At 69.8% G+C, this 23,725-nt stretch carries 28 protein-coding genes, 1 tRNA gene and 1 pseudogene; 12 read left to right on the top strand and 18 right to left on the bottom strand.

Annotated features, from left to right (window positions below; all coding sequences use genetic code 11):
• Positions 1 to 11: 11 nt before the first annotated feature.
• The 3 genes from ACZ39I_RS09295 to ACZ39I_RS09285 all read right to left on the bottom strand — a co-directional run bounded on the left by ACZ39I_RS09295 (position 12) and on the right by ACZ39I_RS09285 (position 1,234).
• On the bottom strand, positions 12 to 449 hold the full coding sequence (locus tag ACZ39I_RS09295; protein WP_467243828.1) for a hypothetical protein: 438 nt from the start codon (positions 447 to 449) through the stop codon (positions 12 to 14).
• Positions 450 to 496: 47 nt separating this feature from the next.
• Entirely contained in the window at positions 497 to 682 is a 186-nt protein-coding gene (locus tag ACZ39I_RS09290; protein WP_467243827.1) for a hypothetical protein, read from the bottom strand.
• Positions 683 to 937: 255 nt separating this feature from the next.
• Positions 938 to 1,234 carry a hypothetical protein gene (locus tag ACZ39I_RS09285; protein WP_467243826.1) on the bottom strand — a complete coding sequence of 99 codons (297 nt, stop codon included), beginning with the start codon at positions 1,232 to 1,234 and terminating at the stop codon, positions 938 to 940.
• Positions 1,235 to 1,372: 138 nt separating this feature from the next.
• Between ACZ39I_RS09285 and ku the strand changes: the two genes are divergently transcribed.
• Positions 1,373 to 2,263 (top strand): non-homologous end joining protein Ku, encoded by an 891-nt coding sequence (gene ku / locus ACZ39I_RS09280; protein WP_467243825.1) that lies wholly within the window; start codon positions 1,373 to 1,375, stop codon positions 2,261 to 2,263.
• On the opposite strand, the gene ACZ39I_RS09275 is transcribed toward ku, so the two are convergent.
• Positions 2,260 to 2,598 carry a DUF6233 domain-containing protein gene (locus tag ACZ39I_RS09275; RefSeq protein WP_467243824.1) on the bottom strand — a complete coding sequence of 113 codons (339 nt, stop codon included), beginning with the start codon at positions 2,596 to 2,598 and terminating at the stop codon, positions 2,260 to 2,262. The genes ku and ACZ39I_RS09275 overlap by 4 nt on opposite strands.
• A gap of 45 nt (positions 2,599 to 2,643) precedes the next feature.
• Here ACZ39I_RS09275 and ACZ39I_RS09270 point away from each other — a divergent pair, with 45 nt between their 5' ends.
• The 3 genes from ACZ39I_RS09270 (at position 2,644) to ACZ39I_RS09260 (ending at position 3,563) form a co-directional block, all read left to right on the top strand.
• A complete protein-coding gene (locus tag ACZ39I_RS09270) occupies positions 2,644 to 2,865 on the top strand; it encodes a LexA family protein (RefSeq protein ID WP_467243823.1) in 222 nt (73 codons plus the stop codon).
• Positions 2,866 to 2,994: 129 nt separating this feature from the next.
• A complete protein-coding gene (locus ACZ39I_RS09265) occupies positions 2,995 to 3,366 on the top strand; it encodes a hypothetical protein (protein ID WP_467243822.1) in 372 nt (123 codons plus the stop codon).
• Complete coding sequence (locus tag ACZ39I_RS09260) at positions 3,363 to 3,563, top strand: hypothetical protein (RefSeq protein ID WP_467243821.1); 201 nt, start codon at positions 3,363 to 3,365, stop codon at positions 3,561 to 3,563. The genes ACZ39I_RS09265 and ACZ39I_RS09260 overlap by 4 nt, the downstream gene beginning before the upstream one ends.
• Positions 3,564 to 3,919: 356 nt before the next feature.
• Here ACZ39I_RS09260 and ACZ39I_RS09255 read toward each other — a convergent pair whose 3' ends face one another.
• A complete protein-coding gene (locus ACZ39I_RS09255) occupies positions 3,920 to 4,126 on the bottom strand; it encodes a hypothetical protein (protein ID WP_467243820.1) in 207 nt (68 codons plus the stop codon).
• Positions 4,127 to 4,174: 48 nt separating this feature from the next.
• Here ACZ39I_RS09255 and ACZ39I_RS09250 point away from each other — a divergent pair, with 48 nt between their 5' ends.
• Positions 4,175 to 4,684, top strand: coding sequence for an ImmA/IrrE family metallo-endopeptidase (locus ACZ39I_RS09250; protein WP_467243819.1), 510 nt, complete (start codon positions 4,175 to 4,177; stop codon positions 4,682 to 4,684).
• 3 nt (positions 4,685 to 4,687) lie between these two features.
• Here the strand turns inward: ACZ39I_RS09250 and ACZ39I_RS09245 are convergent, their stop codons facing one another.
• The 7 genes and pseudogenes from ACZ39I_RS09245 to ACZ39I_RS09215 form a co-directional block, all read right to left on the bottom strand.
• Positions 4,688 to 4,888: a hypothetical protein gene (locus ACZ39I_RS09245; RefSeq protein ID WP_467243818.1), complete on the bottom strand. Its 201-nt coding sequence runs from the start codon at positions 4,886 to 4,888 to the stop codon at positions 4,688 to 4,690.
• 34 nt (positions 4,889 to 4,922) lie between these two features.
• A complete protein-coding gene (locus ACZ39I_RS09240; protein WP_467243817.1) occupies positions 4,923 to 5,183 on the bottom strand; it encodes a GntR family transcriptional regulator in 261 nt (86 codons plus the stop codon).
• Between the two features lie 704 nt (positions 5,184 to 5,887).
• The gene (locus ACZ39I_RS09235; protein ID WP_467244385.1) at positions 5,888 to 6,295 is read right to left on the bottom strand and encodes a hypothetical protein; all 408 of its coding nucleotides are present in this window, start codon (positions 6,293 to 6,295) and stop codon (positions 5,888 to 5,890) included.
• A gap of 75 nt (positions 6,296 to 6,370) precedes the next feature.
• A pseudogene (locus tag ACZ39I_RS09230) lies at positions 6,371 to 6,517 on the bottom strand (GntR family transcriptional regulator); the annotation flags it as partial.
• Positions 6,518 to 6,972: 455 nt separating this feature from the next.
• Entirely contained in the window at positions 6,973 to 7,284 is a 312-nt protein-coding gene (locus tag ACZ39I_RS09225; RefSeq protein ID WP_467243816.1) for a DUF3140 domain-containing protein, read from the bottom strand.
• A 33-nt stretch (positions 7,285 to 7,317) separates the two neighbouring features.
• Complete coding sequence (locus tag ACZ39I_RS09220; protein ID WP_467243815.1) at positions 7,318 to 7,797, bottom strand: Dps family protein; 480 nt, start codon at positions 7,795 to 7,797, stop codon at positions 7,318 to 7,320.
• Positions 7,794 to 8,051 carry a WhiB family transcriptional regulator gene (locus ACZ39I_RS09215; RefSeq protein ID WP_467243814.1) on the bottom strand — a complete coding sequence of 86 codons (258 nt, stop codon included), beginning with the start codon at positions 8,049 to 8,051 and terminating at the stop codon, positions 7,794 to 7,796. The genes ACZ39I_RS09220 and ACZ39I_RS09215 overlap by 4 nt, the downstream gene beginning before the upstream one ends.
• Positions 8,052 to 8,278: 227 nt before the next feature.
• Here ACZ39I_RS09215 and ACZ39I_RS09210 point away from each other — a divergent pair, with 227 nt between their 5' ends.
• From ACZ39I_RS09210 to ACZ39I_RS09200, 3 genes are all read left to right on the top strand, one after another.
• The gene (locus ACZ39I_RS09210; RefSeq protein ID WP_467243813.1) at positions 8,279 to 9,466 is read left to right on the top strand and encodes a thiolase family protein; all 1,188 of its coding nucleotides are present in this window, start codon (positions 8,279 to 8,281) and stop codon (positions 9,464 to 9,466) included.
• Between the two features lie 77 nt (positions 9,467 to 9,543).
• Positions 9,544 to 10,317, top strand: a complete 774-nt coding sequence (locus ACZ39I_RS09205) for a sulfite exporter TauE/SafE family protein (RefSeq protein WP_352380572.1) — start codon at positions 9,544 to 9,546, stop codon at positions 10,315 to 10,317.
• Between the two features lie 88 nt (positions 10,318 to 10,405).
• Positions 10,406 to 11,155: a cobalt-precorrin-6A reductase gene (locus tag ACZ39I_RS09200; RefSeq protein ID WP_467243812.1), complete on the top strand. Its 750-nt coding sequence runs from the start codon at positions 10,406 to 10,408 to the stop codon at positions 11,153 to 11,155.
• A gap of 54 nt (positions 11,156 to 11,209) precedes the next feature.
• Here the strand turns inward: ACZ39I_RS09200 and cobF are convergent, their stop codons facing one another.
• Together cobF and ACZ39I_RS09190 are read right to left on the bottom strand one after the other, a co-directional pair.
• Positions 11,210 to 11,983, bottom strand: coding sequence for a precorrin-6A synthase (deacetylating) (gene cobF, locus ACZ39I_RS09195; protein WP_467243811.1), 774 nt, complete (start codon positions 11,981 to 11,983; stop codon positions 11,210 to 11,212).
• 98 nt (positions 11,984 to 12,081) lie between these two features.
• Entirely contained in the window at positions 12,082 to 12,600 is a 519-nt protein-coding gene (locus ACZ39I_RS09190; RefSeq protein ID WP_467243810.1) for a DUF309 domain-containing protein, read from the bottom strand.
• 100 nt (positions 12,601 to 12,700) lie between these two features.
• Between ACZ39I_RS09190 and ACZ39I_RS09185 the strand changes: the two genes are divergently transcribed.
• Positions 12,701 to 12,774 (top strand) — tRNA-Pro (locus tag ACZ39I_RS09185).
• Between the two features lie 556 nt (positions 12,775 to 13,330).
• Here ACZ39I_RS09185 and ACZ39I_RS09180 read toward each other — a convergent pair.
• The 4 genes from ACZ39I_RS09180 to dhaK all read right to left on the bottom strand — a co-directional run bounded on the left by ACZ39I_RS09180 (position 13,331) and on the right by dhaK (position 18,810).
• Positions 13,331 to 14,827, bottom strand: a complete 1,497-nt coding sequence (locus tag ACZ39I_RS09180; protein WP_467243809.1) for a cellulase family glycosylhydrolase — start codon at positions 14,825 to 14,827, stop codon at positions 13,331 to 13,333.
• 191 nt (positions 14,828 to 15,018) lie between these two features.
• Complete coding sequence (locus tag ACZ39I_RS09175; RefSeq protein WP_467243808.1) at positions 15,019 to 16,191, bottom strand: cellulose-binding domain-containing protein; 1,173 nt, start codon at positions 16,189 to 16,191, stop codon at positions 15,019 to 15,021.
• A 23-nt stretch (positions 16,192 to 16,214) separates the two neighbouring features.
• A complete protein-coding gene (locus ACZ39I_RS09170; RefSeq protein WP_467243807.1) occupies positions 16,215 to 17,447 on the bottom strand; it encodes a cellulose binding domain-containing protein in 1,233 nt (410 codons plus the stop codon).
• 358 nt (positions 17,448 to 17,805) lie between these two features.
• Positions 17,806 to 18,810 carry a dihydroxyacetone kinase subunit DhaK gene (gene dhaK / locus ACZ39I_RS09165; protein ID WP_467243806.1) on the bottom strand — a complete coding sequence of 335 codons (1,005 nt, stop codon included), beginning with the start codon at positions 18,808 to 18,810 and terminating at the stop codon, positions 17,806 to 17,808.
• A gap of 234 nt (positions 18,811 to 19,044) precedes the next feature.
• Here dhaK and ACZ39I_RS09160 point away from each other — a divergent pair, with 234 nt between their 5' ends.
• The 3 genes from ACZ39I_RS09160 (at position 19,045) to ACZ39I_RS09150 (ending at position 23,291) form a co-directional block, all read left to right on the top strand.
• Positions 19,045 to 19,893: an MIP/aquaporin family protein gene (locus ACZ39I_RS09160; RefSeq protein WP_467243805.1), complete on the top strand. Its 849-nt coding sequence runs from the start codon at positions 19,045 to 19,047 to the stop codon at positions 19,891 to 19,893.
• Positions 19,894 to 19,978: 85 nt separating this feature from the next.
• Positions 19,979 to 21,496: a glycerol kinase GlpK gene (gene glpK / locus ACZ39I_RS09155; RefSeq protein WP_467243804.1), complete on the top strand. Its 1,518-nt coding sequence runs from the start codon at positions 19,979 to 19,981 to the stop codon at positions 21,494 to 21,496.
• Between the two features lie 82 nt (positions 21,497 to 21,578).
• Positions 21,579 to 23,291 (top strand): glycerol-3-phosphate dehydrogenase/oxidase, encoded by a 1,713-nt coding sequence (locus ACZ39I_RS09150; RefSeq protein ID WP_467243803.1) that lies wholly within the window; start codon positions 21,579 to 21,581, stop codon positions 23,289 to 23,291.
• The last annotated feature ends 434 nt before the right edge of the window (positions 23,292 to 23,725 follow it).

Here is a 23,725-nt window from a genome sequence, read left to right as displayed (position 1 = left end):
GGTTTTGTCGTCTAGCCGCCCATCTGCCGCGTGATGACCGCTGAAGCTACGTCGACGAAGACGTTGCGCGCTACGTCACCGGCTGAGCTGGCCAGTTCGCGGAGCCGACCGCGCCGCTCAGGGTCGGGCTCCTCGTCGGCAGCGGCCTGGAGCCGGCGGGCAACTTCGTCGACAAACTGTTCTGGCGTGGGCCACTGCCCCACGAGGCGACGAGCGCCTCCGGAGACCCCGCTTACGTGCCATGTTCCGGGACCACCAGCAGATTTCCCGAGCTCGATCAAGTGGTCGCTCTCCAGGGCGAGAGCGGCCTTGCCGACCTCGTTAACCGCAAAACCAGTCAGTTCGGCGATGTCGCGCAGCTCCGGGTACTGCATGCCGACAGCGTCGTCGAGGTACTTCACGATCGCGTCCAGTACGGGCAAGTCGCGGCTCGCCCAAGTGTTTTCCATGGAGGCACGCTAGCGCCCGAACGAACGCAGGAGCGTCGACTCCGAACTCACGCTCTGGGCTCAGGCAGCTCGCCGGGCTTGATCGGCAGGATCTCGATATTCGTGGCGTCGGCCTTCTCAAGTTCGGTCGTGCGGTGGTCGGCGGACTTCTCGTCGTAGGAGACGGCTGAGGCGCGCGGAGTCCCGTCGGCGTCGGTCCAGGTCAGCCCATAGCTCTGCATGGTGATCGTCATGGGGTCATCATCGCTGGCGGCACTGACATCGCCGGATGAACTACTTCCGGCCGGGATCTTCCCCCGTGGCTGGTTTTGGGCGCATGCTGTGCGTCCGGGTGCTTCCCCTTCCCCCAGGTGGAGTCCCTGTTGGGCCCTGCCGTTCGCTGCGAGCAGCAGGGCCCGCCGCCCCTCCCGGTCCTCCCCACGGGAGGGCTTGCGGCTGCCTAAGACGCGACTGCCCGCCCCTTGCATGATGGCGCCGGCGGCGGGGAGTCAGCCGGTCTGGCGGTCCTGCTGCTGCTTTTCCACCCAGAGGTCGCGGACGCTGGTGGTGAGGGTGCCTTCTTGCTGCTCGTGCTGGGAGAGGGCGACGCCGAGGCCGAAGAAGGTGGGTGCCCATTCGCCGATGAAGATGCCCCACCGGTCGGCGCGGGCGAGGTCGGCGTGACTGCCGGGTTCGGTTTTGAGGCTGGTTGCCCAGGTGAAGACGGAGAGGCCGATGGAGACCATGGCTGCGGTGTAGGCGTGTTCGCTGCGGATGCCCATGTCGTGCATTCTCTTGATGATCATTGGTTGCTCCGTTCCTGTGGGGGTTCACGGGTCGGAGTGCCCAGCCGTACATGCCCCATTCAGCTTATTTGCCGGATATGCCGTTTTCTCGTTCGGCTCGTAAGCTGGCCCTGCTCGGGGCTCACGCGGAGGTCACCCATGCCCCGAACCATTTGGAGCGGCGCCATCTCGTTTGGCCTGGTCACGGTGCCTATTCACGTTCAGTCTGCTACCGAAAACCACAGCATCCAGTTCCACATGTACCACCTGGAGGACATGGGCCGGGTGCGCACGCGGAAGGTTTGCGAGCTGGAGGACCGCGAGGTTGCCCAGTCGGAGATCGGCAAGGGCTACGAGTACGCCAAAGACCAGGTCGTCCCCATCAGCGACGAGGAGCTCCGCGACCTGCCGCTCCCAACAGCGAAGGCCATCGAGATCCAAGCCTTCGTGCCGCTGGAGTCGATCGACCCGATCCGCATCGCCGAGGGCTACTACCTCGCCCCGGACGGCGCTGTGGCGGCGAAGCCGTACAAGCTGCTCGTCCAGGCCCTGGGCCGCTCATCGAAGGTGGCGATCGCCAAATACGCGTGGTCAGGCCGGGAACGCCTCGGCCTGCTGCGGATCCGCGAGGACGCCATCGTCCTGCACGCCATGAGGTGGCCGGACGAAGTCCGCGACCCCGCTGCGGTGGACCCGCCGACCGTCGAGGTGTCGGATGAGGAGATCGACGGAGCGCTCGCCCTCATGGAGTCGATGAGCCGCGACGACCTCGACGGTCCCGAGTTCGAGGACGCCTACACCGACGCCCTCGCCAAAATCATCGAAGCCAAGCGCGACGACCGCGAGCTCCCAGAGGTGCCGGAGCCGGAGAAGCCCGCCCAGGTTCTCGACCTGATGGCCGCCCTCAACGAGTCGGTGGAGAAGGCCAAGGCGTCCCGTGGCGAGGACGCCGATGTCCACGATCTGCCGAAGAAGAAGACCGCGGCGAAGAAGCAGCCGACGAAGAAGACGGCGAAGAAGGCGGCGGCCCGGAAGGCGAAGAGCGCCTAGCCCTCGAGGTAGCCGAGTTCCGTGTCGGGCCGGCAGGCTCCGCAGGCTTTGACCCCGTCGGCGAGCGCCCGCAGCGCTTCGTCCCGGCCGATGTCGCGGTGGCGCTTGCCTGCGTTCCAGCATCCGCCGACGTGGACTTGGACGGGCGGGCTGTCGCGGTTGAGGCCGACTTCGAGGAGCCAGTCGGGCGGGGGCGGCCGTCGTTCGATGCCGGTCTGCCGTTCCTGCTCCCGCTTCTCGGCTGCCGCGATCGCTGCCCGTACCTGGTCGAGGGTGAGGCCGAGCCAGGTCTCCAGGGTGCGGAGTCTGGGCAGGTCGGGCGGCAGGTCGGTCACGACTCCAGCTTGCACCAAAATTCGAACACGTGCTCTAGTCGAGGCATGGCACAGCATCGCGTCGACTACCTCACCACCACCCAGGAGCGCATCCTCCGGATCATCCGCGCGGCCATCACGGAGAGCGGCGACGCACCCACCGTCGCCGAGATCGCCGACCAGGTCGGCATGCGCCCCTCGTCGGTGCACTACCAGCTGGGCGAGCTGGAGGCGAAGGCCGCGATCGTCCGCGAATCGCGCCGGCCGCGCGGAATCCGGCTGACGTAGCTCGAGGTGTGTAGCGAATGCTATTCAGCTCGAGCTGGGGCGGTTGTGCGCGCCCGATGCGTGTTGCGTTCGCTATATAGCTCGAGCTACCCCTTGTGTAGCGAACGCGATGCGAGTAGCGTTCGCGTCATGATGAAGAAGTGGTTCGCCCGATTCGGCAGCGAGGACAACGACAACGTCGGAATCGTGTGCGACGTCCACCCCGACCTTGCCGAGGCGTTCATGGACGCCATCCGCAACCGCGCCGACGTCCAGCCTCCCCAGCACGCCGGCAACGGCGACCAGCTGTCCGGCTACAACCAACTGACGAGCCTTATCGCCCAGACATCCCGCGTCATCAAGCACCTTGAGGAGTTCCGGGACCTGGCCATCATCGAGGCCGACAAGACGCACGAGCAGGCCGACCGCAAAGGCATCGCGATCGCGGCCGGGATGCCCCCGTCGCGGCTCTACCGAATCCTCGAGCGTCACGGCCGACCGAAGAACCGCAAGCCCGCGTGACCGCCCCGGAACGCTTCCACCTCACCCTCACCTCCGCCGGCCGCCCGGTCATGCAGGGCTGGTGGCCGGTCGAAGCGACGGCGCGGGATCAGCTGCCGGTCTGGGTGGGCAGCTGGGGCACCCTGCCGGACGCGCGCATCACCCTCGTCGACGAGGAGACCGGCGCGACGTTGACGACCTGGCCGGACGAGGCGTAACCGTCTGCCATCCTGGCGAGGACGCGAGGAGGCGCCCACGTCGTACCGCCCGTACCCGAACGCCGAGCGTGCACTGAAGCAGCTCGACCGGCATTACCCGCCCGCGCCCGCGCCCGTGCTGGCGCAGTCGCCCGCCTTGCAATCGGTCGGCGAGGGCTTCCAGCGGATCCGCACAGGCCTGCGGCGGGCCGCCGAGCAGAGCTTCGGATCTGGGACCTACGTCCTGTCGAGTCGTCGCCCCGGCTTTGTCGGTGGCCCGTCGTAGCATGGGGGCATCCATCCGTGCTCGTATGGCCCGGTTGGCTATTCGAATGACGCCCTGCCCGGGACAGCGACCGGGCGGGGCGTTGCGACATCTAGCCCTCGGCGACTGCCGCATGCCGCACGGCCCGCTTCAGCGCCATCTCCGCTGTGTGCCGGTCGATGCCCGCCTCGGCCGCGAACTGGGTGAGCCGCTCCTGTACGGCGGCTGCCGTCTCGACGGTAAGCCGCCCAGCCTGGATCTCCTCCCAGGCGGTCGTCTCCAGCGCGATCAGGTTGTCGGGGAAGTCGATTGTGGCCACCGCAGGATCCTACGATGAGCGCACTGCCCAACCTGACGGAGGAGCCGCATGTCCAGAGCCGACGTCGCGGCCCGCGAATTGATCGACCAGTTCGGCCTCACGGATCTCCCCATCAACCCGGAGAAGGTGGCGCGCGAACTCGGCATCCTGGTCATCCGGGAGGGTGGCCCGGCCGGGCTGTCCGGCATACTCCTACGACGCGACGGTCAGGACGCTATCGGGCTCAACCCGCAGCACTCTGCGGCCACCCAGAGGTTCGCGCTGGCCCATCTCATCGGCCACTTTCAGATGCACCGCGCCCGCGAGCTGATCCTCGACACCTCGGCCCGCTACTCCTACGGCAACCTCGCCAGTCTGCCTACCGACCGCGAGGAGGCTGAGGCCAACCGCTTTGCGGGCGCGCTCCTCGCCCCCGAAGGGGCCGTGCGAAGGGCGGCAGCCGAGGCGACGTTCGGGACGGCTCGAGAACTGGTGCAGATCCTCGCCGACCGCTTCGACCTGAGCCCGGCCGCGATGGGCTACCGCCTGATGATGCTCGGGGTCATCGTGGACGCCTGAACGTCACGCCGCGGTCGTCACGTCTCCGCGTGTGACCCGGTCGAGCTCGGCGAGGAGCCGCCGATACTCGGCCCGCTGCGCCTCCGACAAGGGCGGCGCCGGGTGTCCGCGTCCGGCCCACAGGGCGCGGATGGCGGCGTTGAGCTCGGCCGCGCGGTCGGCGGCCGTGCACGTCGGAGGGCGCTCGGACGGAGTGGGGGACACGCCACAGATTCTATCGACGGGCACTGTCAGAGACTCATGGCGAGGGCGGCTGGCCGACGTAGGTTCCGCGCCCCTGCACCTTCCACACGACCCGCTCCTCAACGAGCACGTCGAGGGCTCGCCGCACGGTGGTCCGGGCGATCCCGTACTCCTGCACCAGCCGTGTCTCGCTGGCGATCGGCCTGCCGTCCGCCCAGTCGCCGCGGGCAATCCGGGCCTTCAGGATCTCGGCGAGCTGCCGATAAGGAGTGACAGGACCCTCGTGGTCAATCTCCGCGTCCGGATCAGTCGCCATGATCCGAAGCTAGACAGGGCACCACAAGCCGGCATCTCGGGCTACGTATCGAGACGTCGCGAGACAGACCGATACAAGCAGGACTAGCCTGCAATTGCACGAGACCCCCGCGACCGCTTGCGCCGCGGCCCGGGGGCATGGCCGACGAACGGAGCGTCGACGTGGCCGAGCCTACGGAACCCCCGCCCCAGCACCAGACCACCACCGAACCCTGCCCCTGCGGCAGCCTCGACCATCCGGGCATCCGCATCGGAGAACGGTTATCGCCCAGCGGCGCCGGGCTCGGGCCCGTCTACGTGTGCCCCGCCCAATCACCCGCCGGACTGCGAGGCGCCCTGTGACCGCGGCGGGCGGTGAGCGACGCGACGTGTGCGGGCCCTGCCGGATCGGGGAGTGTGGGCACTGTGACGGGAACGTCGACCTGAAGGCGGGGGCAGGGCCGGCTGTACCGCTGACGCGATGCGGCCACCGCTGCCACCGTCGGCGGGTGGCCCGTATCGAACGGTCCTGACCCTGCCTGGGGGCGTCTCATGCGCCCGGCGGGGTTACCCGCAGGAACGTTTGGCCAACGCCCCACCAGCGGTTACACAAAGAGACGGCACGTCGACTAAAGGTCAACAAATATGCAGGGGACACCTTCCCTCACGACCGAAACTCGGCTTTACTCGTGACTCGGCGCCCCCCAACGCCAAGCATGAAAGCGCTCACTGCTCACGCGTGGGCGCAAGACGAATCAGCCAGCGATCCATGGGCAAAATCAGATCGGAAGTCTCCAGGGGGCGACCTAAATGGTCGAGGCGGGTACGCACCACACGGAACGCGACAGCGTCCACCAGCAGCCCAAGCGCATGAGCCTGCTCCTCGGCCAGCGACACCACACCCAGCTCAGCCGTATAGGAAGCATGCGGCCGACGCTGGCCACGCCACCACGACGACACCAGCATCGCCGACCTGCCACCCGGGTCCAGGCACTCCACCGTCTCGTGCCGCAGCATCGCGCCCTCGTGGACGCCAAGCCGCTCCGCAAGCTCCACCGTGGCGGGACGCGAGCGGGTGTCGGTGGTCTCGCTGGAATACGGCCACTCGGCGTCCGCGTCCGTGAGAGTGCGCATAGGTGGAGGATGCGCCACATACACGGCCCGGCGCTGCTCGCCCTCCAAGACGCCGGCCCGGCGCAGGAGAACGTAGGCGAGGCGCACCGTTTGTTCATGTACGCCGAGTTCGGCAGCTAGCTCGGCTCTCGAAGGCAGATCCTGGCCCGGCCGCCACTCGCCAGCGGCGATACGGCGCTGGATGTCAGCAGCGATCCGCCTGTGGCGCGCAACTGGCGGCATCCGGACCCCTGGCGACGATCATGACGTGGAGTCCGACGCTAGGGGCATCATCCGGGCCTTGATATATCAAGGCCGTCACCAAGGCCCTTTGGCAACTACAGATTGAGGCTTCGGCGCTGCGGGGTTCAGGTTCCCGCAGGGCCGAATGGGCCACCACTCAGCCGTGTACCCCCTACGACGGCTGAGTGGTGGACCTGATGGGGTACCCGACACCGCTCGTCGCGTACCCGCCCGAACGAGTGAACTCTCCCCGTATCGAGTGCGGGGAGGCGCTCGTTAGGCAAGAGCCGGAGCCGGAGTCGGTCCACAACCCCCAAGGTGTGCAAGACGACTCCGGCTCCGGCTCTTCTATTTACGCCCCAAGCAACCCGGTTGCTCACCCCGCTTCCCGGCCGAATTCTGGCGGCATGGGAGACGGATGGGAGACGATCATTGTGAGAATCAGCGCGATGCAGCTAACTTCCGCGACCTTCAGCTAGACCCAAAAGGACCTCGCGCAGGCCAACGCCCTGATCAGCAGGCCAGGCGTCCACGGTGTCCACCACCTCGTACATGACCTCGATGTCGTCGTCGGTCAGGTCCGTGCGCCGCTTCTGGAGGATCGCGAGGACATGCTGCCCGGTCGGCTCACCCGCGTGCTCCGGCAGCGGCTCCGCGGACTCGGCGGCGTCGCTGACCCGCAGCCAGGCGGCCAGTTCCTGTGAGGTCATGTTCACCACGCGGTGGAAGTCCTCCCACAGCGCGTCGAGTTCGAGAGGGTCGGTCATCGCCTGCGCCTTTCCGTGGGGGTTTCGGGCCGGTCAGTCCCGGGGCCAGTTCTCGGCCTCGAACATCCAGCGCTGCTTCTCCAGCTCTGCGGTGATGCCGATCAGCAGGTCCTGCGTGACCGGATCGGCCTTCTCGGTCGCCTCGATGCGCTCGCGCAGCCGGCCGATGGCCGCCTCCAGCGTCTCCACGATCAACCGGACGACGTCGTCGTCCCGGATCCAGCCGCTCTTCGAGCCCGGCAGCGTGTAGGCGGAGGCGATCGTCTCGGGGCGGCCGTCGGGCGACACCCCCAGGGCCGCGGCACGTTCCGCCACCGTGTCGGAGAACGAGCGGGCCGTCGTCACCACCTCGTCCAACTGGAGGTGGATGGACCGGAACCGCGGGCCCACGATGTTCCAGTGGGCCTGCTTCCCGATCAGCGACAGGCCGATCAGATCCACCAGGGTGCTCTGCAGGGCGTCCCCGGCCGTCTCGCGGGCCGAATCGGACAGGGTGCTCCTGACCACAGTCATACCGTGCTCCTCCTTCTGGCATGGTCAATGCCGGTGCGGAGCAGTTCGTCGCGCTCCTGCTCGCCGGTCCCGCCCCACACGCCCGAGGTCTGCCCGCTGCTGAGCGCCAGGTCGAGGCACTCGGGGGCGACCGGGCAGCGGGCACAGACGCGTTTCGCCGCCGCTGTGTCCCGCAGCGCGGGTCCTTGCGTGCCCACGGGGAAGAACAACTCGGGGTCCTCTCCCACACAGGCCGCTCGACGCAACCACTCCATGGGGGCGCGGGTGCCCCGGCCGCAATCGTGCAAACAGCGGCGTCTCAGGGTGTGAGCACACCGCCGAGGAAACCCGTCACATCTGCGAAGACCTGCGACCTGGCAGGGCGGGCCCCGTGCCAGGCCCCGTCTCCTCCGGCTATTGTCCGAAACTAGCGGTGCTAATTAAAGTGCTGCCGAGGAAAAGCCTCCCGGTCCCCCGGATCCCGACGGTCAGGAGTCAAGTCGTGCGCCCCGTTCACTTCGCGGCCGCCCGCCGCACCCCCATCGGCAGACTCCGCGGCGCCCTGTCCGCCGTACGCCCCGACGATCTCGCCGCCACCGTGATCCGCGCCCTGGTCGCCGACGTCCCCGCGCTCGACCCGGCGCGCATCGACGACGTCTACTGGGGCGCCGCCAACCAGGCCGGCGAGGACAACCGCAATGTGGCCCGCATGGCCGCGCTGCTCGCCGGACTGCCCGAGACCGTGCCCGGTGCCACGGTCAACCGGCTGTGCGCCTCCGGCCTGGAGGCCGTGACGCTCGCGGCCCGTACCATCGCCGCCGGTGAGGCCGACATCGTGCTCGCGGGTGGCTCCGAGTCGATGAGCCGTGCCCCCTTCGTGCTGCCCCGCCCCGACGAGGCGCTGCCGCACCGGATGGAGACCCACGACACCCGGCTCGGCTGGCGCCTGGTCAACCCGGCCATGAAGGAACTCCACGGCCTGCTGCCCATGGGCGAGACCGCCGAGGAGGTCGCCCAGCGCTACGGCATCCCGCGCGAACGCCAGGACGAGTTCGCCCTGCGCAGCCACCGCCTCGCCGCCGAGGCCCGTAAGAACGGCCACTTCGACGACGAACTCATCCCGGTGGAGCGCCCTGACGGTGTGCTCGTCGACAGCGACGAGTGCATCCGCGAGGACACCTCGTACGACAAGCTGGCCCGCCTGAAGCCCGTCTTCCGGGCCGGCGGCACCGTCACCGCGGGCAACGCCTCCCCCATGAACGACGGCGCGGCGGGACTCCTCCTGGTCAGCGAAGAGGCCTTGAACGACCTGGGGCTGGAGTCCCTGGGCCGTTACACCGCCGGAGCCTCGGCGGGCGTCCACCCCGACGTGATGGGCATCGGCCCGGTCCCCGCCACCCGCAAGGCGCTCGCCCGCGTGGACTGGAGCATCGGCGACATCGAGGAGGCCGAGTTCAACGAGGCCTTCGCCGCCCAGGCCCTGGCCTGCGTCGACGAGCTCGGCATCGACCCCGAGCGGGTCAACCCGACCGGCGGCGCGATCGCGCTGGGCCACCCGCTCGGCTGTTCGGGCGCCCGCATCCTCACGACCCTGCTGCACCGGATGCGACGGACGGGGGCGGCGCGCGGACTGGCGACGATGTGCGTGGGAGTCGGCCAGGGGAGCGCGGTCCTGGTGGAACGGCACTAGCCCGAGGGCGTCGACAGGACCACTCGGCGAGACGGCACTTACGACACCGGTTACCTGCACTTAGCATCGGTCTCCGCATGGACACGATGACGCTCTGGCACATTTCCGTCTGGGGGTTCGCCGCGCTCGCCGCCGCGGCCCTGCTCGTCGGCTTCTCCAAGACGGCCGTCAGCGGGGCCAACACGGTCAGCCTCGCCATCTTCGCCGCGGTGCTGCCCGCCCGCGCCTCCACCGGCGCGCTGCTGCCGATCCTGATCGCCGGTGACGTGCTCGCGGTGCTCACCTACCGGCGGCACGCTCACTGGCCCACCCTCTGGCGGCTGTTCCCGGCGGTCGCTGTCGGCGTGGTCGCCGGCACGCTGTTCCTGCAATGGGCGGACGACGGGATGGTACGGACGTCGATCGGCGCGATCCTGCTGTTCATGGCCGCGGTGACGGTCTGGCGCCGCCGCACGGCCGACGCGGAGCAGGACCCCGACTCGGTCGTCACCCGGACCGGCCGTGTCAAGGCCCGCTCCTACGGCGTCCTCGGCGGCTTCACCACCATGGTCGCCAACGCCGGCGGCCCGGTGATGTCGATGTACCTGCTGTCGGCGGGCTTCCGCAAGCTCGGCTTCCTCGGCACCTCGGCGTTCTTCTTCCTGATCGTCAACGTCTCCAAAGTGCCTTTCAGCGTCGGCCTCGGCCTGATCGACGGCCACTCGCTGCTGCTCGACCTCGCCCTCGTGGCGTTCGTCGTGCCCGGCGCGCTCCTCGGAAAATGGGCGGTGAACCGGATCAACCAGCGGCTCTTCGAACAGTTGGTGATCGCGGCGACGATCGTGGGCGGCGTGCAGTTGCTGCTCCGCTGACGCGCCGAGTGGTCTTGTGACCCAGGGCTCCCTGGCGCTCGTCACCCGGCCCGCCGCGCCCCACCCCTGACCTCGTACGCTACCCGCCATGTCCCCGCACATCCTGATCCTCGGCGGCACCACCGAGGCCCGTGAACTGGCCGCCGCGCTCGCGTCGCGGCCGGGAGTCCGCGTCACCACCTCTCTCGCGGGGCGGGTGGCCCGGCCGGGCACAGTCGCGGGGGAGATGCGGATCGGGGGGTTCGGCGGGGTGGAGGGGCTGGCCGGCTGGCTGCGGGAGGAGCGGGTCGACGCACTGGTCGACGCCACGCATCCCTTCGCCCGGGCGGTCACCGCTCATGCGGCCCGGGCGGCCGCCGCGACCGGCGTGCCCTCCGTGGTGCTGAGCCGCCCTGGCTGGCGGCCCGGACCGGGGGACCGCTGGCATGCGGTCGACTCCCTGGACGAGGCCGCTCAGTTGCTGCCGAGCCTCGGCCGACGCGTGTTCCTGACCACCGGCCGCACGGAACTCGCCGCCTTCGCGCACCTCACCCAACTGCACTTCGTCGTACGGTCGGTGGAGCTGCCCGAGCCGCCCATGCCTCCGCACACCGAAGTCCTCCTGGCCCGCGGCCCCTTCACGGTGACCGACGAGTCGACGCTCCTCCACGACCACTGCATCGACGTCCTGGTCACCAAGGACAGCGGGGGAACGGCCACGTCCGCCAAACTCACGGCCGCCCGCGAACTGGCCCTGCCCGTGGTGGTCGTACGCCGACCGCCCCTCCCGGACGGGGTGAGGACGGTGCTCGACGTGGCGGGCGCGCAGAGATGGCTGGACCAGCTCGGCTCACCGTGAGGATCACCCCTGCCTACGGGGCGGTCCGCCGGGTGGCCACCGTGCTTCCGGCGCCTACCGCTGCTCGGGATTCCGGCGCAGCAGATACGTGTCCATGATCCAGCCCTTGCGCTCCCTGGCCTCGGCACGCAGCCGCTCGATCCGGGGCGCGGTCTCGGCGATCGGACCGGAGGCGAGGATCTCGTCGGGCGTGCCTATGTAGGCGCCCCAGTAGATGTCGATGTCCTGGTCGGCGTACGCGCGGAAGGCCTGGTGGGCGTCGAGCATCACGACCACGTCGTCCACCCCCTCCGGGAACCCCTCGGCGAGGCGCCGCCCGGTGGTGATCTGGACGGGCCGCGCGACCCGGTTCAGCCCGGTGCGATGCCGTGCCACCAACGCCGACACACTGCTGATGCCGGGCACGACGTCGTACTCGAAGGACACCGAGCCCCGCTCCAGGATCTCCTCCAGGACGCCGAGCGTGCTGTCGTACAGCGCCGGATCCCCCCACACCAGGAACGCGCCGCTGTCCTCCTCGCCCAGTTCCTCGGAGATCAGCCGCTCGTAGATGTCGGCACGGGCGCTGCGCCAGTCACCGACGGCGGGGGAGTAGGCGGCGCCGCCCGCCGCACGGTCCCGGTCCGGGTCCCGGGCCTCGACCACCCGGTACGACCCCTCCGATATGTGCGCGTCCAGCATGTCCCGGCGCAGCTGGGTGAGATCGCTCTTCACCTCGCCCTTGTCCAGGACGAAGAACACGTCCGTGTCCCGCAGCGCCCTGACCGCCTGGAGGGTGAGCTGCTCGGGGTCGCCCGCGCCGATACCGATGACATGAATCTTTCGCACCCCCCGAGTCTGCCCCACACCACTGACAGCACGTACACCGCGTCCACCAGGGCTCCCCAGGGGCGCGGGGAGCACCCGCCCGGCACCCCTCGATAGGCTTACCCACGCAACCGCGGTGCCCGTGCCCCCGCGTCGACGCTCGTGCCGGTCTCCTCCACGAGGTCCGCGAGCCGCCGGGCCCAGTCCGCCAGCCCCGCGAGATCCATCCCGTACGGCCGCCCCCGCCCGGCCTCCGACGCGGCCCACTCCTCCACGGCCCCGGCGCCCCGCCGCAGCAGCCGCGGTCCGCCCGTGACGTTCCCCCGGGCGGAGTGGGTCAGTCCCACCGCGAGCTGGGCCAGTCCCCGCCACAGGGCCCGTTCCTCGTCGGGGCCCGACTTCCAGGCGTCCTCGAAGACCTCGTGCGCATGGAACGGGTGCCCCGCGTCCAGCAGTTCCTGAGCCTCGGCCACGGTCTGCTGCGGGGTGCGCACCACGCCCTCCGGCTGCCGGGCGACGCCGTCGGCGCCGTACGGAAGCGGCCGCCCGAGCCCGTCCCGCGGCCGGGCGTTGCGCGCCCGCCCCTCGTCGTCCCGGTCCCGCGCGCCCGTCTGCCGTCCTGAGGATGTACTGGCCATACGCCGATTGTGCCGCGCCCGGCGTCGGCTTCGGTGCGGCCCCCACCGTGGGGTAAAGTTCTTTCGGCGCGCTCCCGCGATCCACCGCGGGGCAGCGCACCGGGACGTGGCGCAGCTTGGTAGCGCACTTGACTGGGGGTCAAGGGGTCGCAGGTTCAAATCCTGTCGTCCCGACTGGAGACAGTCGGAGGTGAGGGCCGGTTTCGGAGGTTTCCGCAACCGGCCCTTGATCATTTATGGGGGCCGGTCGGGGACCGCGCACGGTCCAGATCCATTGGCTGGTGTCGATGTCTCCGACGCGGCAGCCTGAGACCTCGCCTGTCCGGGCGGTGCAGGCGGCGAAAGGGACGCGATCTCCCCAGCCGCGGTGGTGGTCGTCAGCCGGGGCCCGGGCGGGGCTGACCTTGACGATGTCGTCACGGGTGGCCTGGAGCCGGTCGCCAAGCGCTCGTGGCCTGCACTGTCAAGCAGACCCTCCGCCTGCACGCACGAGGAACCCTGTCGGACAAGGACGAATGGGCATCCGGCTGGTGCGGGACGCTCCGATGCCGGCCGCAGACCGGGTTCACACCTGGAGTCCGGGAGCCGGCGACCCCCCTGTGGGCTGCGGATCGAGCACCTCGCCACACTCACACTCGTGGTGGTCGAAAGCCGCCCGGGCCGGGTTGTGCCGTTGGTGCATCCGGCCGGGGCGGCGTCGTGCGCGGCTGGGCAGCCGCTGGGTGGGCGGTTACGGGGTCGTGTAGGGGTCCTGGCTGATCAGGTGGGCCTTCAGCCCCTCGCCGACGCCAGGTTCCGGGGTTCCGGCCCAGTCCTTGATGAGCACGGCGCCGGTGCTGCAGCCCCACGGGTTCCAGGTCCATGCGAGATAACCCATGTTGTGCGCGTCGGCCCAGTCGACGAGCCGCTGCATGTAGTCGAAGCCGCAGTTGTCCTGGCCGAACTCACCGATGACGACCGGCACTTGTTGCGCGAGCGGGGCGACCTGGCTGTCCCAGCAGGATTCGGTCGCGCAGGCGTTGAAGCTGTAGGAGTGCCAGGACGCGGCGAGGTTGTTCAGTGGGTCGGTCGGCTTGTACGTCAGCCACTCCCGCATGTCGTTGGCCCACTCCAGGCCACCCAGCATGAGGACGTTGGTCGCTCCGGTTGCCCGAACAGCGTCGACCAGGTCCTGCATGCCGGCGGTTTCATAGGGAAGGCCGGTGCAGGTGCTGCCGTCTCGCCAGCACGTCCAGCCGAGGGTCTTGTCCCAGTTGCCGGCGACCTCCGGGTACGGCTCGTTGAACAGATCGAAAACGACGGCGTCGTTGCCCTTGAACGCGTTGGCGACACCGGTCCAGAACTGGGGGGCGTACTGCGCGTCCGGCATCGGCTTCTGGCACGTCGCGGTGGCGTCCTTGCAGTGCCAGTCCGGCCCGTTGGTGTAGGCACCCCGGGTCCAGTGCAGATCGAGGATCGGGGTGATGCCATTGGCCACCAGCAGGTTGACGTAGTCCTTGACGCCCTGCTGGTAGGTGGCTCCACTGGGCGAGCCGTTGATGCCGAGCCAGCATTCCTCGTTCAACGGCACGCGTACCGCGTGGATGTTCCAGGTCTTCATCGCGTCGACGGACGCCTGGTCGACCGGGCCGCTGTCCCATAGCCTCTTGCCCTGTACACAAGCGTATTCACCGCTGGAGCGGTCCACACCCAGCAGCCGGTACTGCTTGCCGCTCGCGGTGACGATCTTGTTGCCGGAAACCTTCAGTTCCGGGGCCGGACCACTGGGACCGCTGGTCGGAGTGGTGGTGGGGCTGGGGGTCGGGGATGTCACCGAGCCGGTACAGGTCACGCCGTTGAGCGCAACCGATGCGGGTTCCGGATTGGCGCCCTTCCACGCACCGGTGAACCCGATGGAAGCCGACCCGCCCGTATCCACCGCCCCGTTCCAGTCGAGGCTGGTGGCGGACACGTGGGTTCCGGACTGTGTCCAGGTGGCACTCCAGCCGTTGGTGACCTTCTGGTCGGAGTTCGGGAAGTCGAACGTCGCGGTCCACCCTCGCACGGGGGAGCCGAGATTGGTGATGGCCAGGTCCGCGGTGAACCCTCCCGGCCATTGGCTCTGCACCTTGTACGCGACCGAGCAGCCGGTGGCGGCTGCCGATGCTGGCAGGGTGGCGATGGCGAGGCCACCCACGATCAGTGCACCGGCGGCACCGGTGGCCACTAAGGCGTGACGACGTTTCACTTGATCTCCTCGTTTGCCGTAAGGGATCGATGAGCTCGATACCCAACTGATCGACGAGCCGGTGAGCCGGGACCAGGCCGAGGGCCTGCAGCTGACCGGTCCACCAGCGGGTACTGCGTGCAGTACGGATCAAGGAATCAACAACTGTCGCGCGTTCGGATCCTGTCTTCCCGACGGATCCCATGCGGGCGTCAGCAGCCGATCGGTGAGGAGCCCAGGGCCACGTCGTCGAACCAGAGAGTGTCGTCCCCGGTGCCGTAGCTCTCCCAGCCCAGGCGCAGGCCGGTGGGGCGGGGAGGGATCCTACGAGAGAGCCACTGCCCGTCGACGTTCTGGGTCGCCACCCCGTCCACGTGCAGTCCGGCGACCTCCCCGTCGTCGACCCAGGTGCGCATGGACTGGGCGGTGGTGTCGATCTGGAACCGCAGGCACAGCCACCGGCCGGTCGGCAGCGGCGTGCTGAGCGCGACCCCCGCCGGGCTCTGTTCCGGCAGCGTTGCGTCGTCGCTCTCGCGGTTCCACTGCAGCGCGCCGTTCTGCCCGCCGACCCGCAGCGCCCTGCCGCCCTGTGAGGCGTCCGGCATGGATACGAAGGTGACGTGGCCGGTAGGCAGGGCGGTGGTGTGCCGGACCCGCATGCGTACGTACACCACGGGCCCGACGGAGGACAGATCGCGGGTGGAGGCTGCGAAGACGTGGTTGCAGTAGCCGGCGCCGCCGTCGACGCGCAGCGACCTGGTGCCGCTGTAGGCGACGGACGTGTCGACGCTGACCTTCCCCGTGCCCTGGCAGTCGGGTGCCGCGGTCTGCCAGGGGCCCGAGGGCACGGTACCGGTCTGGTCCTCGAAGTCGGAGCAGATCGTCGCCCCGGCGCATTCGGCCGGTGCCGTGGCTGTCGCGGTCGCTGTCGGTGAGGCGGTCGCCGTCGGGGTGGGACTCGCGGTTCCGCCGCACGGCGTGCCGCCCAGGGCAAAGGCGGTGGGAGCCGGGTCGGCGGTGCGCCAGGTGCCCTGGAGCCCGAAGTCCACGGACCCGCCGGCGGCGAGCTGGGCATTGTGCGCGACGTTCACGGCGGTCACCGCGCTGCCCGACTGGGTGACCTGCGCGTTCCAGGCGGACGTGACCTGCTGGTCGCCGCCGTAGGTCCACTCCAGCCGCCAGCCGTTCAGGGCGGCGCCGAGATTCGTGACGCGGATCTGGGCGGTGAAGCCGCCGGACCACGCGTTGGTGGTGTACGTGACCGTGCAGCCCGTCGCCGCGCCCTGAGCGCGCGACGTCGCGATGGCGGGAAGGGCCACCACCACCACGGTCAGCACCAATGCCCAGACCGGCAGGCGGTGGCGGCGCACGCGTAATGAAGTCATGACCATGATCAATCTCCGGGAGTTCAGGACGCGGTGCAGGAGAGTGTGCCGTTGTGAACGGTGGTGGCGGGGCGGGACGGATCCACCACCGCGTTCCAGCGGTTCGCCACGGTCACACCGCCCGGCAGGGTGTGGTGCACCGACCAGTCGGTGACCGGCCGGGACCCGGTGTTGGTGACCGTGACGTCGGCCTGGTACCCGCCCTGCCATGAGCCGCTCAGCTTCCACTCCGCCGTGCAGGCGGTGTCGCCGGAGGGGCTCGGCGCGGGAGTGGTAGGCGGTGTCCCTCCGGAGCTGTCGGTGGTGTAAGGGACGGCGGTGTAGTCCTGCGAGCAGCCTCCCGCGCAGCCTGACGGCAGCGAGAAGGAGTACGTACGGCCGCCGCCCAGCCAGGCGTCGGCCGCGTCGCGGATCCGTATGGTGAAGCTGCTCTGGCCGGAGGCCGTCGCGCCGATGACGTAGGACTGCCCCATGTCGCTGTTCATCGCGGCGTCGGTCCAGGTGCCGTTCGCCAGGTACTGGACGCCGTGAATGCCGCCCGGCAGATGGGAGATGGCGATGGCGGGCCAGTACCGCTGGGCCCCCCTGAGGAAGCCGATACGGATGTCACCGCTGTAGTCCGGGGCCGGGACGAAGCTCCAGGAGACATGACGGTTGTTCCAGTGGTCCGGGTACATCGTCCCCACGGGGGTGCCGCCGATCCGGAAGCGGTTGAGGGAGTCGGTTGCCAGGTCGAGGTGGTTGGGGTCGTCCCGGCACCAGGCGTTGGAATCGGCGCAGCTGTCCGCGACGAGCATGTTCAGGGTGGCCCCGTTGTACTTGTCGGCCACCCAGGAGCCGTTGCGGCAGAAGGGCCGGCCCGGGGCGCCGTCGTTGGTGCCGGTGCAGTAGTCCCCGATGGTGACCTTGACCCAGCGGCCGCAGTTGCGGCCGTTGTCGAAGACGCCCTTGACCGATGCGCTCGAGTCCGGCACCGGGCGGGGGTAGGTGCTCGAGTAGTCGCCGGGTGTGTTGAACACGTTGAGCGCCACGAAGTCCTGGCTGTCCAGTTCGCGCTGCGGCAGACCGCAGCCGCCGTAGGGGCTGCCGAGCCCGGCGAAGTGGGTCGCGTTGCCCAGGACCTCAGTGACGGCGGCGCTCGCCGCGGGCGGCTGGGCCGCCGCGGCCACGACGGGTGACGCGGCGCAGCAGAGCGCTGCCAGTAACGTGGCGGTGCGCCTTCGGGCCGGTGAGCGGGGGGTCGAAAGAAGCTGCATGGAGGGATCCGCCTTCTTCGTGACGGGGCGCCGTGACGTTCGTACGGGAGTCCTCTCGGAGGGAGGGGAGTGAGTGCTGGAACACCTCACTCGTGGGAGCGCTCCCACAATCTCCGTATCCGGGGACTGTAGAAGAGGGTCATGGCCCTGACAAGGGGGTGGGTTCCGAGGGTATGGGCATGCCTGCTCGCGGCACCACCAGCGCTCCCGAGGGCGGCCTTGTGCGTGGACCGATCCTCGGGACGCCGAGTTGCTCAGACAGGCGGTGGAGGCGGTCGAGCACCGCGTGTGGTCGGACAGAGTGGGTCCGGCCGGCCTCAAGGGGGGGAAGCGGTCGTAGTCCTCGATCGACCGGGGGTCAGCGGCCCCAGCGCAGCGCGGCGGTCTGCACGGGCGCGTCCCACAGCCGCAGCATTTCCGCGTCGGCCCGGCACAGCGTCACCGAGCAGCCCGCCATGTCCAGCGACGTCACGTAGTTGCCGACGAGCGTCCGCGCCACCGGCACGCCCCGGGCCTCCAACAACCGGGCCACCTCGGCGTGGAACCCGTACAGCTCCAGCAGCGGCGTCGCACCCATCCCGTTGACAAGGGCCAGTACCGGCCCGTCGGCCGGAGCCACCTCCACCAGCTCGTCGAGCACGGCGCCCACCGCGACCTCCGCGATCGCCCGGGCCGGCATCATCGCGCGCCGCTCCCGGCCCGGCTCGCCGTGGATCCCGACGCCGAGCTCCATCTCCCCGTCCGGCAGGTCGAAGGTCGGGCCGCCTTTCGCGGGAGTGGCGCAGGCGCTGAGCGCCACGCCGAAGCTGCGCGAGGACTCGTTGACGCGCCGGGCGATCGCGGCAACCTGCTCCAGCGGTGCGCCCTCCTCGGCGGCCGCCCCCGCGATCTTCTCCACGAACAGGGTCGCCCCGGTGCCCCGCCGCCCGGCCGTGTACAGGCTGTCGGTGACGGCGACGTCGTCGTCGACCAGGACCCGCTCGACCCGGACGCCGTCCTCCTCGGCGAGCTCGGCGGCCATCTGGAAGTTCAGCACGTCCCCGGTGTAGTTCTTGACGACGAACAGCACGCCCTGTCCGGCCTCGACGGCGCTCGCCGCGCGCAGCATCTGGTCCGGAACGGGCGAGGTGAACACATCCCCGGGACACGCGGCCGACAGCATCCCGTACCCGACGAAGCCGGCGTGCAGCGGCTCGTGCCCGGAGCCTCCGCCGGACACCAGCCCGACCCGTCCGCCCTCCCGCGCGTCTCGCCGTACGACCACCCGCCGCTCCACGTCCACGTCCAGCTCCGGGTGGGCGGCAGCGACCCCCCGCAGGGCGTCGGCGACCACGGTCTCCGGACTGTTGATGAGCATCTTCATGGGAACCTCCCGGGTGGAACGGCGGCGGAACCTCTGCCGCAGTGTCCGTCTCCAGTGTCCGTCTCCCCGTGGACATCCGCGACGGGTGCTCGCTGCCGACCTGCACCGCCGAGAGCTGCTCGTGAGCCGCAGTGTCGGCTCGCGCGCGCATGGCTCCGGCCCGTTTTACACTGATGTGTGGAGTACTCGGGGGAGTCGACGGCCGGTCCTCGGGCCGGCGGGAAGCGGGTACCCATGGCTGAGCGACTCAAGAGATCAGGACTGGTCGGCGAGCTTTCAGCGGAATTCGCCGGCACGATGATCCTCATCCTCTTCGGTTGTGGCGTGGTGGCTCAGGTCGTGGCAGGCGGAGCCCTCACGACTCCGCCGGGTGGCCTGGGAAATCACGACAGCATCGCCTGGGCCTGGGGCCTCGGCGTCACCCTGGGTGTGTATGTCGCGGCGAGGCTGAGCGGTGCTCACCTCAATCCCGCGGTGACCGTCGCGCTGGCGGCGTTCAAGGGTTTCCCGTGGAGCAAAGTGGCTCCCTACGCGCTGGCCCAGACGGCCGGCGCCTTCGTGGCAGCCCTGATCGTCCGGTGGAACTACACCGAGGCGCTGGCGAAGGCGGATCCCACCCACACGATCAAGACGCAGGGCGTGTTCTCCACACTCCCCGCCAACGGCAACCCGAACCTGCCGGTCAGCGACTGGGGCGCACTCCGCGACCAGGTCATCGGCACCGCGATCCTGCTGCTGCTGATCCTCGCGGTCACGGACCTGCTCAACACGCCCCCCGGCGCCAACCTGGCGCCGTTCATCGTCGGTCTGATCGTCGTGGCCATCGGTATGGCCTGGGGCACCAACGCGGGGTACGCGATCAACCCGGCACGCGACTTCGGTCCCCGGCTGGCCAGCTTCTTCACCGGGTACGGCGGAGCGTGGCGAGATCAGTACGGGCACCTCTACTTCTGGGTGCCGATCGTCGGCCCCCTGATCGGAGGTCTGCTGGGAGCGGCCCTGTACAAGGTCTTCATCGGCCGGTTCCTGCCGACCGCCGAGCCGGAGCCCCCGGGACGGGTACCGGCCCCGGACGAGAGCTGACACGAAAGCGGCACGAGAGCTGACCGGCTTCCGGGGCTGCCGTGATCCGGCTGCCCCGGGAGAGCCCAAGGAGAGGCGGCATCCCATGGCGGACTTCGTCGGCGCGGTGGACCAAGGGACCACCAGCACCCGTTTCATGATCTTCGACCATGCCGGCAACGAGGTGGCGAGGCACCAGCTGGAGCACTCACAGATCCTCCCGCGCTCGGGGTGGGTCGAACACGACCCGGTGGAGATCTGGGAGCGCACCAACTCGGTGATCCAGAACGCCCTACGGCACGGAAACCTCTCGCCGGAGGACCTGGCGGCCATCGGTATCACCAACCAACGGGAGACGACCGTCGTCTGGGATCCGCGCAACGGCCGCCCCTACTACAACGCCATCGTCTGGCAGGACACCCGCACCGACTCCATCGCGGCGGCGCTGGACCGCTCGGGCCAGGGCGACGTCATCCGCCGCAAGGCAGGGCTGCCGCCGGCCACGTACTTCTCCGGCGGCAAGATCCAGTGGATCCTGGAGAACGTCGACGGAGTCCGCGAGGCGGCCGAGCAGGGCCATGCCCTCTTCGGTAACACCGACGCCTGGGTGCTGTGGAACCTGACCGGCGGCCCCGACGGCGGCGTCCACGCCACCGACGTGACCAATGCCAGCCGCACCATGCTGATGGACCTCGAGACCCTCGACTGGGACGACGAACTGCTGGGCTTCTTCGGCGTCCCCCGGGCGATGCTGCCGACCATCAGCCCGTCCTCCCACCGGGAGGCGTTCGGACAGACCCGTACGTCCCGGCCGCTGCGGGCCGCCATCCCCATCACCGGGGTGCTCGGCGACCAGCAGGCAGCCACCGTCGGGCAGGTCTGCTACGCGCCGGGCGAAGCCAAGAACACCTACGGCACCGGCAACTTCCTGGTGCTCAACACCGGCACGGAACTGGTGCGGTCCCAGCACGGCCTCCTGACCACCGTGGCGTACCAGTTCGGCGACAGCCCGGCGATCTACGCCCTCGAAGGCTCCATCGCCGTCACGGGCTCCGCGGTGCAATGGCTGCGCGACCAGCTGAAGATCATCAATGACGCCGCCGAGAGCGAACGCCTGGCGCGTACCGTCGAGGACAGTGGCGGAATCTACTTCGTCCCCGCCTTCTCCGGCCTGTTCGCCCCGTACTGGCGTTCCGACGCCCGCGGCGCGATCGTCGGCCTCGCCCGGTACAACGACGGCGGCCACCTGGCGCGGGCCGCCCTGGAAGCCATCTGCTATCAGAGCCGCGACGTGGTGGAAGCCATGGAGCAGGACTCCGGCGTCCACCTCGACGTGCTCAAGGTCGACGGCGGCGTGACGGCCAACGACCTGTGCATGCAGATCCAGGCCGACGTGCTCGGCGTCCCGGTCAGCCGCCCGGTCGTCGCCGAGACCACCGCGCTCGGCGCCGCCTACGCCGCCGGCCTGGCCACCGGATTCTGGCGGGACACGGACGAACTGCGCACCCACTGGCAGGAGTCCAAGCGCTGGGAACCCCAGTGGTCCGAGGAACAGCGCGAGGAGGGATACGCGGGCTGGAAGAAGGCGGTGGAGCGCACGCTCGACTGGGCCAAGGTCGAATAGGTCCCGGCCGGGAGCGACCGAACGGGGCCGCGCGAGCCGCGTGCGCGGCCTCCACCCGCACCCGCTGCACGAGGAGGACACCATGGCGAACCCGGTGGCTCTCTCACCCGGGGCACGCGCGGAGGCCCTCGTCCGACTGGGAGAGGGTGAGCTCGACGTCCTCGTCGTCGGGGGCGGCGTCGTCGGCGCCGGGGCGGCCCTGGACGCCGCCACCCGGGGCCTGAGAGTCGGCCTGGTCGAAGCCCGCGACTGGGCCTCGGGCACGTCCAGCCGCTCCAGCAAGCTCATCCACGGCGGCCTGCGCTACCTGGAGATGCTGGACTTCCGGCTCGTCGCCGAAGCCCTGAAGGAACGCGGACTCCTGCTCCAGTTCCTGGCCCCTCACCTGGTGCGTCCGGTGCCGTTCCTCTACCCCCTGCGACACCGGATCCGGGAGCGGCCGTACGTCGGCGCCGGCGTGCTGCTGTACGACACCATGGCCGCGGCCTCCGGTACCTCCCGAGGTCTGCCCCACCACCGCCACCTGCTCAAGCGCCGAGCCCTGCACGAGGCCCCCGCGCTGCGCTCCGACGCCCTGGTCGGCGCGATCCAGTACTGGGACGCCCAGGTCGACGACGCCCGGCACACCCTGTTCCTCGTCCGCACGGCCGTCGCCTACGGAGCGCTGGCCGCCAACCGCACCCGCGTCAGCCGCTTCCTGCGGCAGGGCGAGCGGGTGGTGGGAGCCGCTGTCACGGATCTGGAGACCGGCGACGAAACCGAGGTGCGGGCCAAGCAGGTCATCAACGCGACCGGTGTGTGGACCGACGACACCCAGGCCCTCACCGGCACGCGCGGCCAGTTCCACGTCCGCGCCTCCAAGGGCGTACACCTGCTGGTCCCCCGTGACCGGATCAACTCCCGTACCGGGCTGATCCTCCGCACCGAGAAGAGCGTGCTGTTCGTCATCCCCTGGGGACGACACTGGATCATCGGAACCACGGACACCGACTGGACACTGGACAAGGCCCATCCCGCCCTCAGCTCCCAGGACGTCACCTACCTGCTGGAACACGTCAACAGCGTCCTGGCCACGCCGTTGGTTCCGGAGGATGTCGAAGGCGTCTACGCCGGTCTGCGTCCCCTCCTGTCCGGCGAGGCCGCGGAGACCAGCAAACTGTCACGGGAGCACCTGGTCGCCCACCCGGTACCCGGCCTCGTCGTGGTGGCGGGCGGCAAGTACACGACCTATCGGGTGATGGCCAAGGACGCGGTCGACGAGGCGGCCCGCGGCCTGGACGAGAAAGTGCCCGACTGCGTCACGCACCGCGTTCCGCTGCTCGGCGCCGACGGCTACCCGGCCCTCTGGAACTCCCGCCACAACCTCGCCCAGTCCTCCGGGCTGCATGTCGCCCGCGTCGAGCACCTGTTGAACCGCTACGGCTCCCTGGTGCACGAGCTGCTCGCCATGGTCGCGGCCGACTTCTCGCTCGGCGAGCCGTTGCCGAGCTCCGACGACTACCTGCGGGTCGAGGCCGTGTACGCGGTGACCCATGAGGGTGCCCGTCACCTGGAGGACGTGCTCGCCCGCCGGACCCGGATCTCCATCGAGTCCTGGGACCGTGGGGTGGACGCGGCGCAGACCGTCGCAGAACTGATGGCGCCTCACCTGGGGTGGGACCGAGCGCGCCGGCACCGTGAGGTCGACCACTACCTGAAGCGGGTGGCCGCCGAACGCGAGGCCCAGCAGCAGCCGGACGACCGGACCGCCGACGCGGTACGGCTCGGCGCCCCCGACATCATTCCGGTGCACTGAGCAGGGCGTTCGAGTAGGTCCGGTTCGTCGGAGCCCGGGGGCCGACAGGCGGCCCCGACCTGGACGAGCCGGGCGATCGTCTCATGCGTCGGATGCGTGCGCCGATCTGCGGCCGAGTGAAGCGGGGAGTCCCGGACGGCAAAGGCGCGGTGGGCGTCGTCGAGGGGCGCCGGGGGCCAACAGGCCGCATGAGCGGGCGGTCGCGGCGGGCGCTGTGAGGATCAGTCGGCGGCGCGAGGCGGGCGCCTACGGGGGTCCTATTCGTGTGTTCCGGGACTCAGGACGGTTTCGGTCACGCGGGCGGCAACCTCACCGGGACCGGCGGCCACCTACAGGCGAAGTCCCGGCGGTCTCCCGCCCCGGTAACGGTCGGCAAGCGGCTCGGCCCGGCGGCGGGAGGCGTTCCGTATCGCCATACCCCCACCCGGGCCGTC

It is taken from the genome of Streptomyces sp. NPDC024687 (assembly GCF_055559055.1).
Note: the sequence above shows the minus strand (reverse complement) of the source record. Positions and strands in the feature narration are given on the sequence as shown.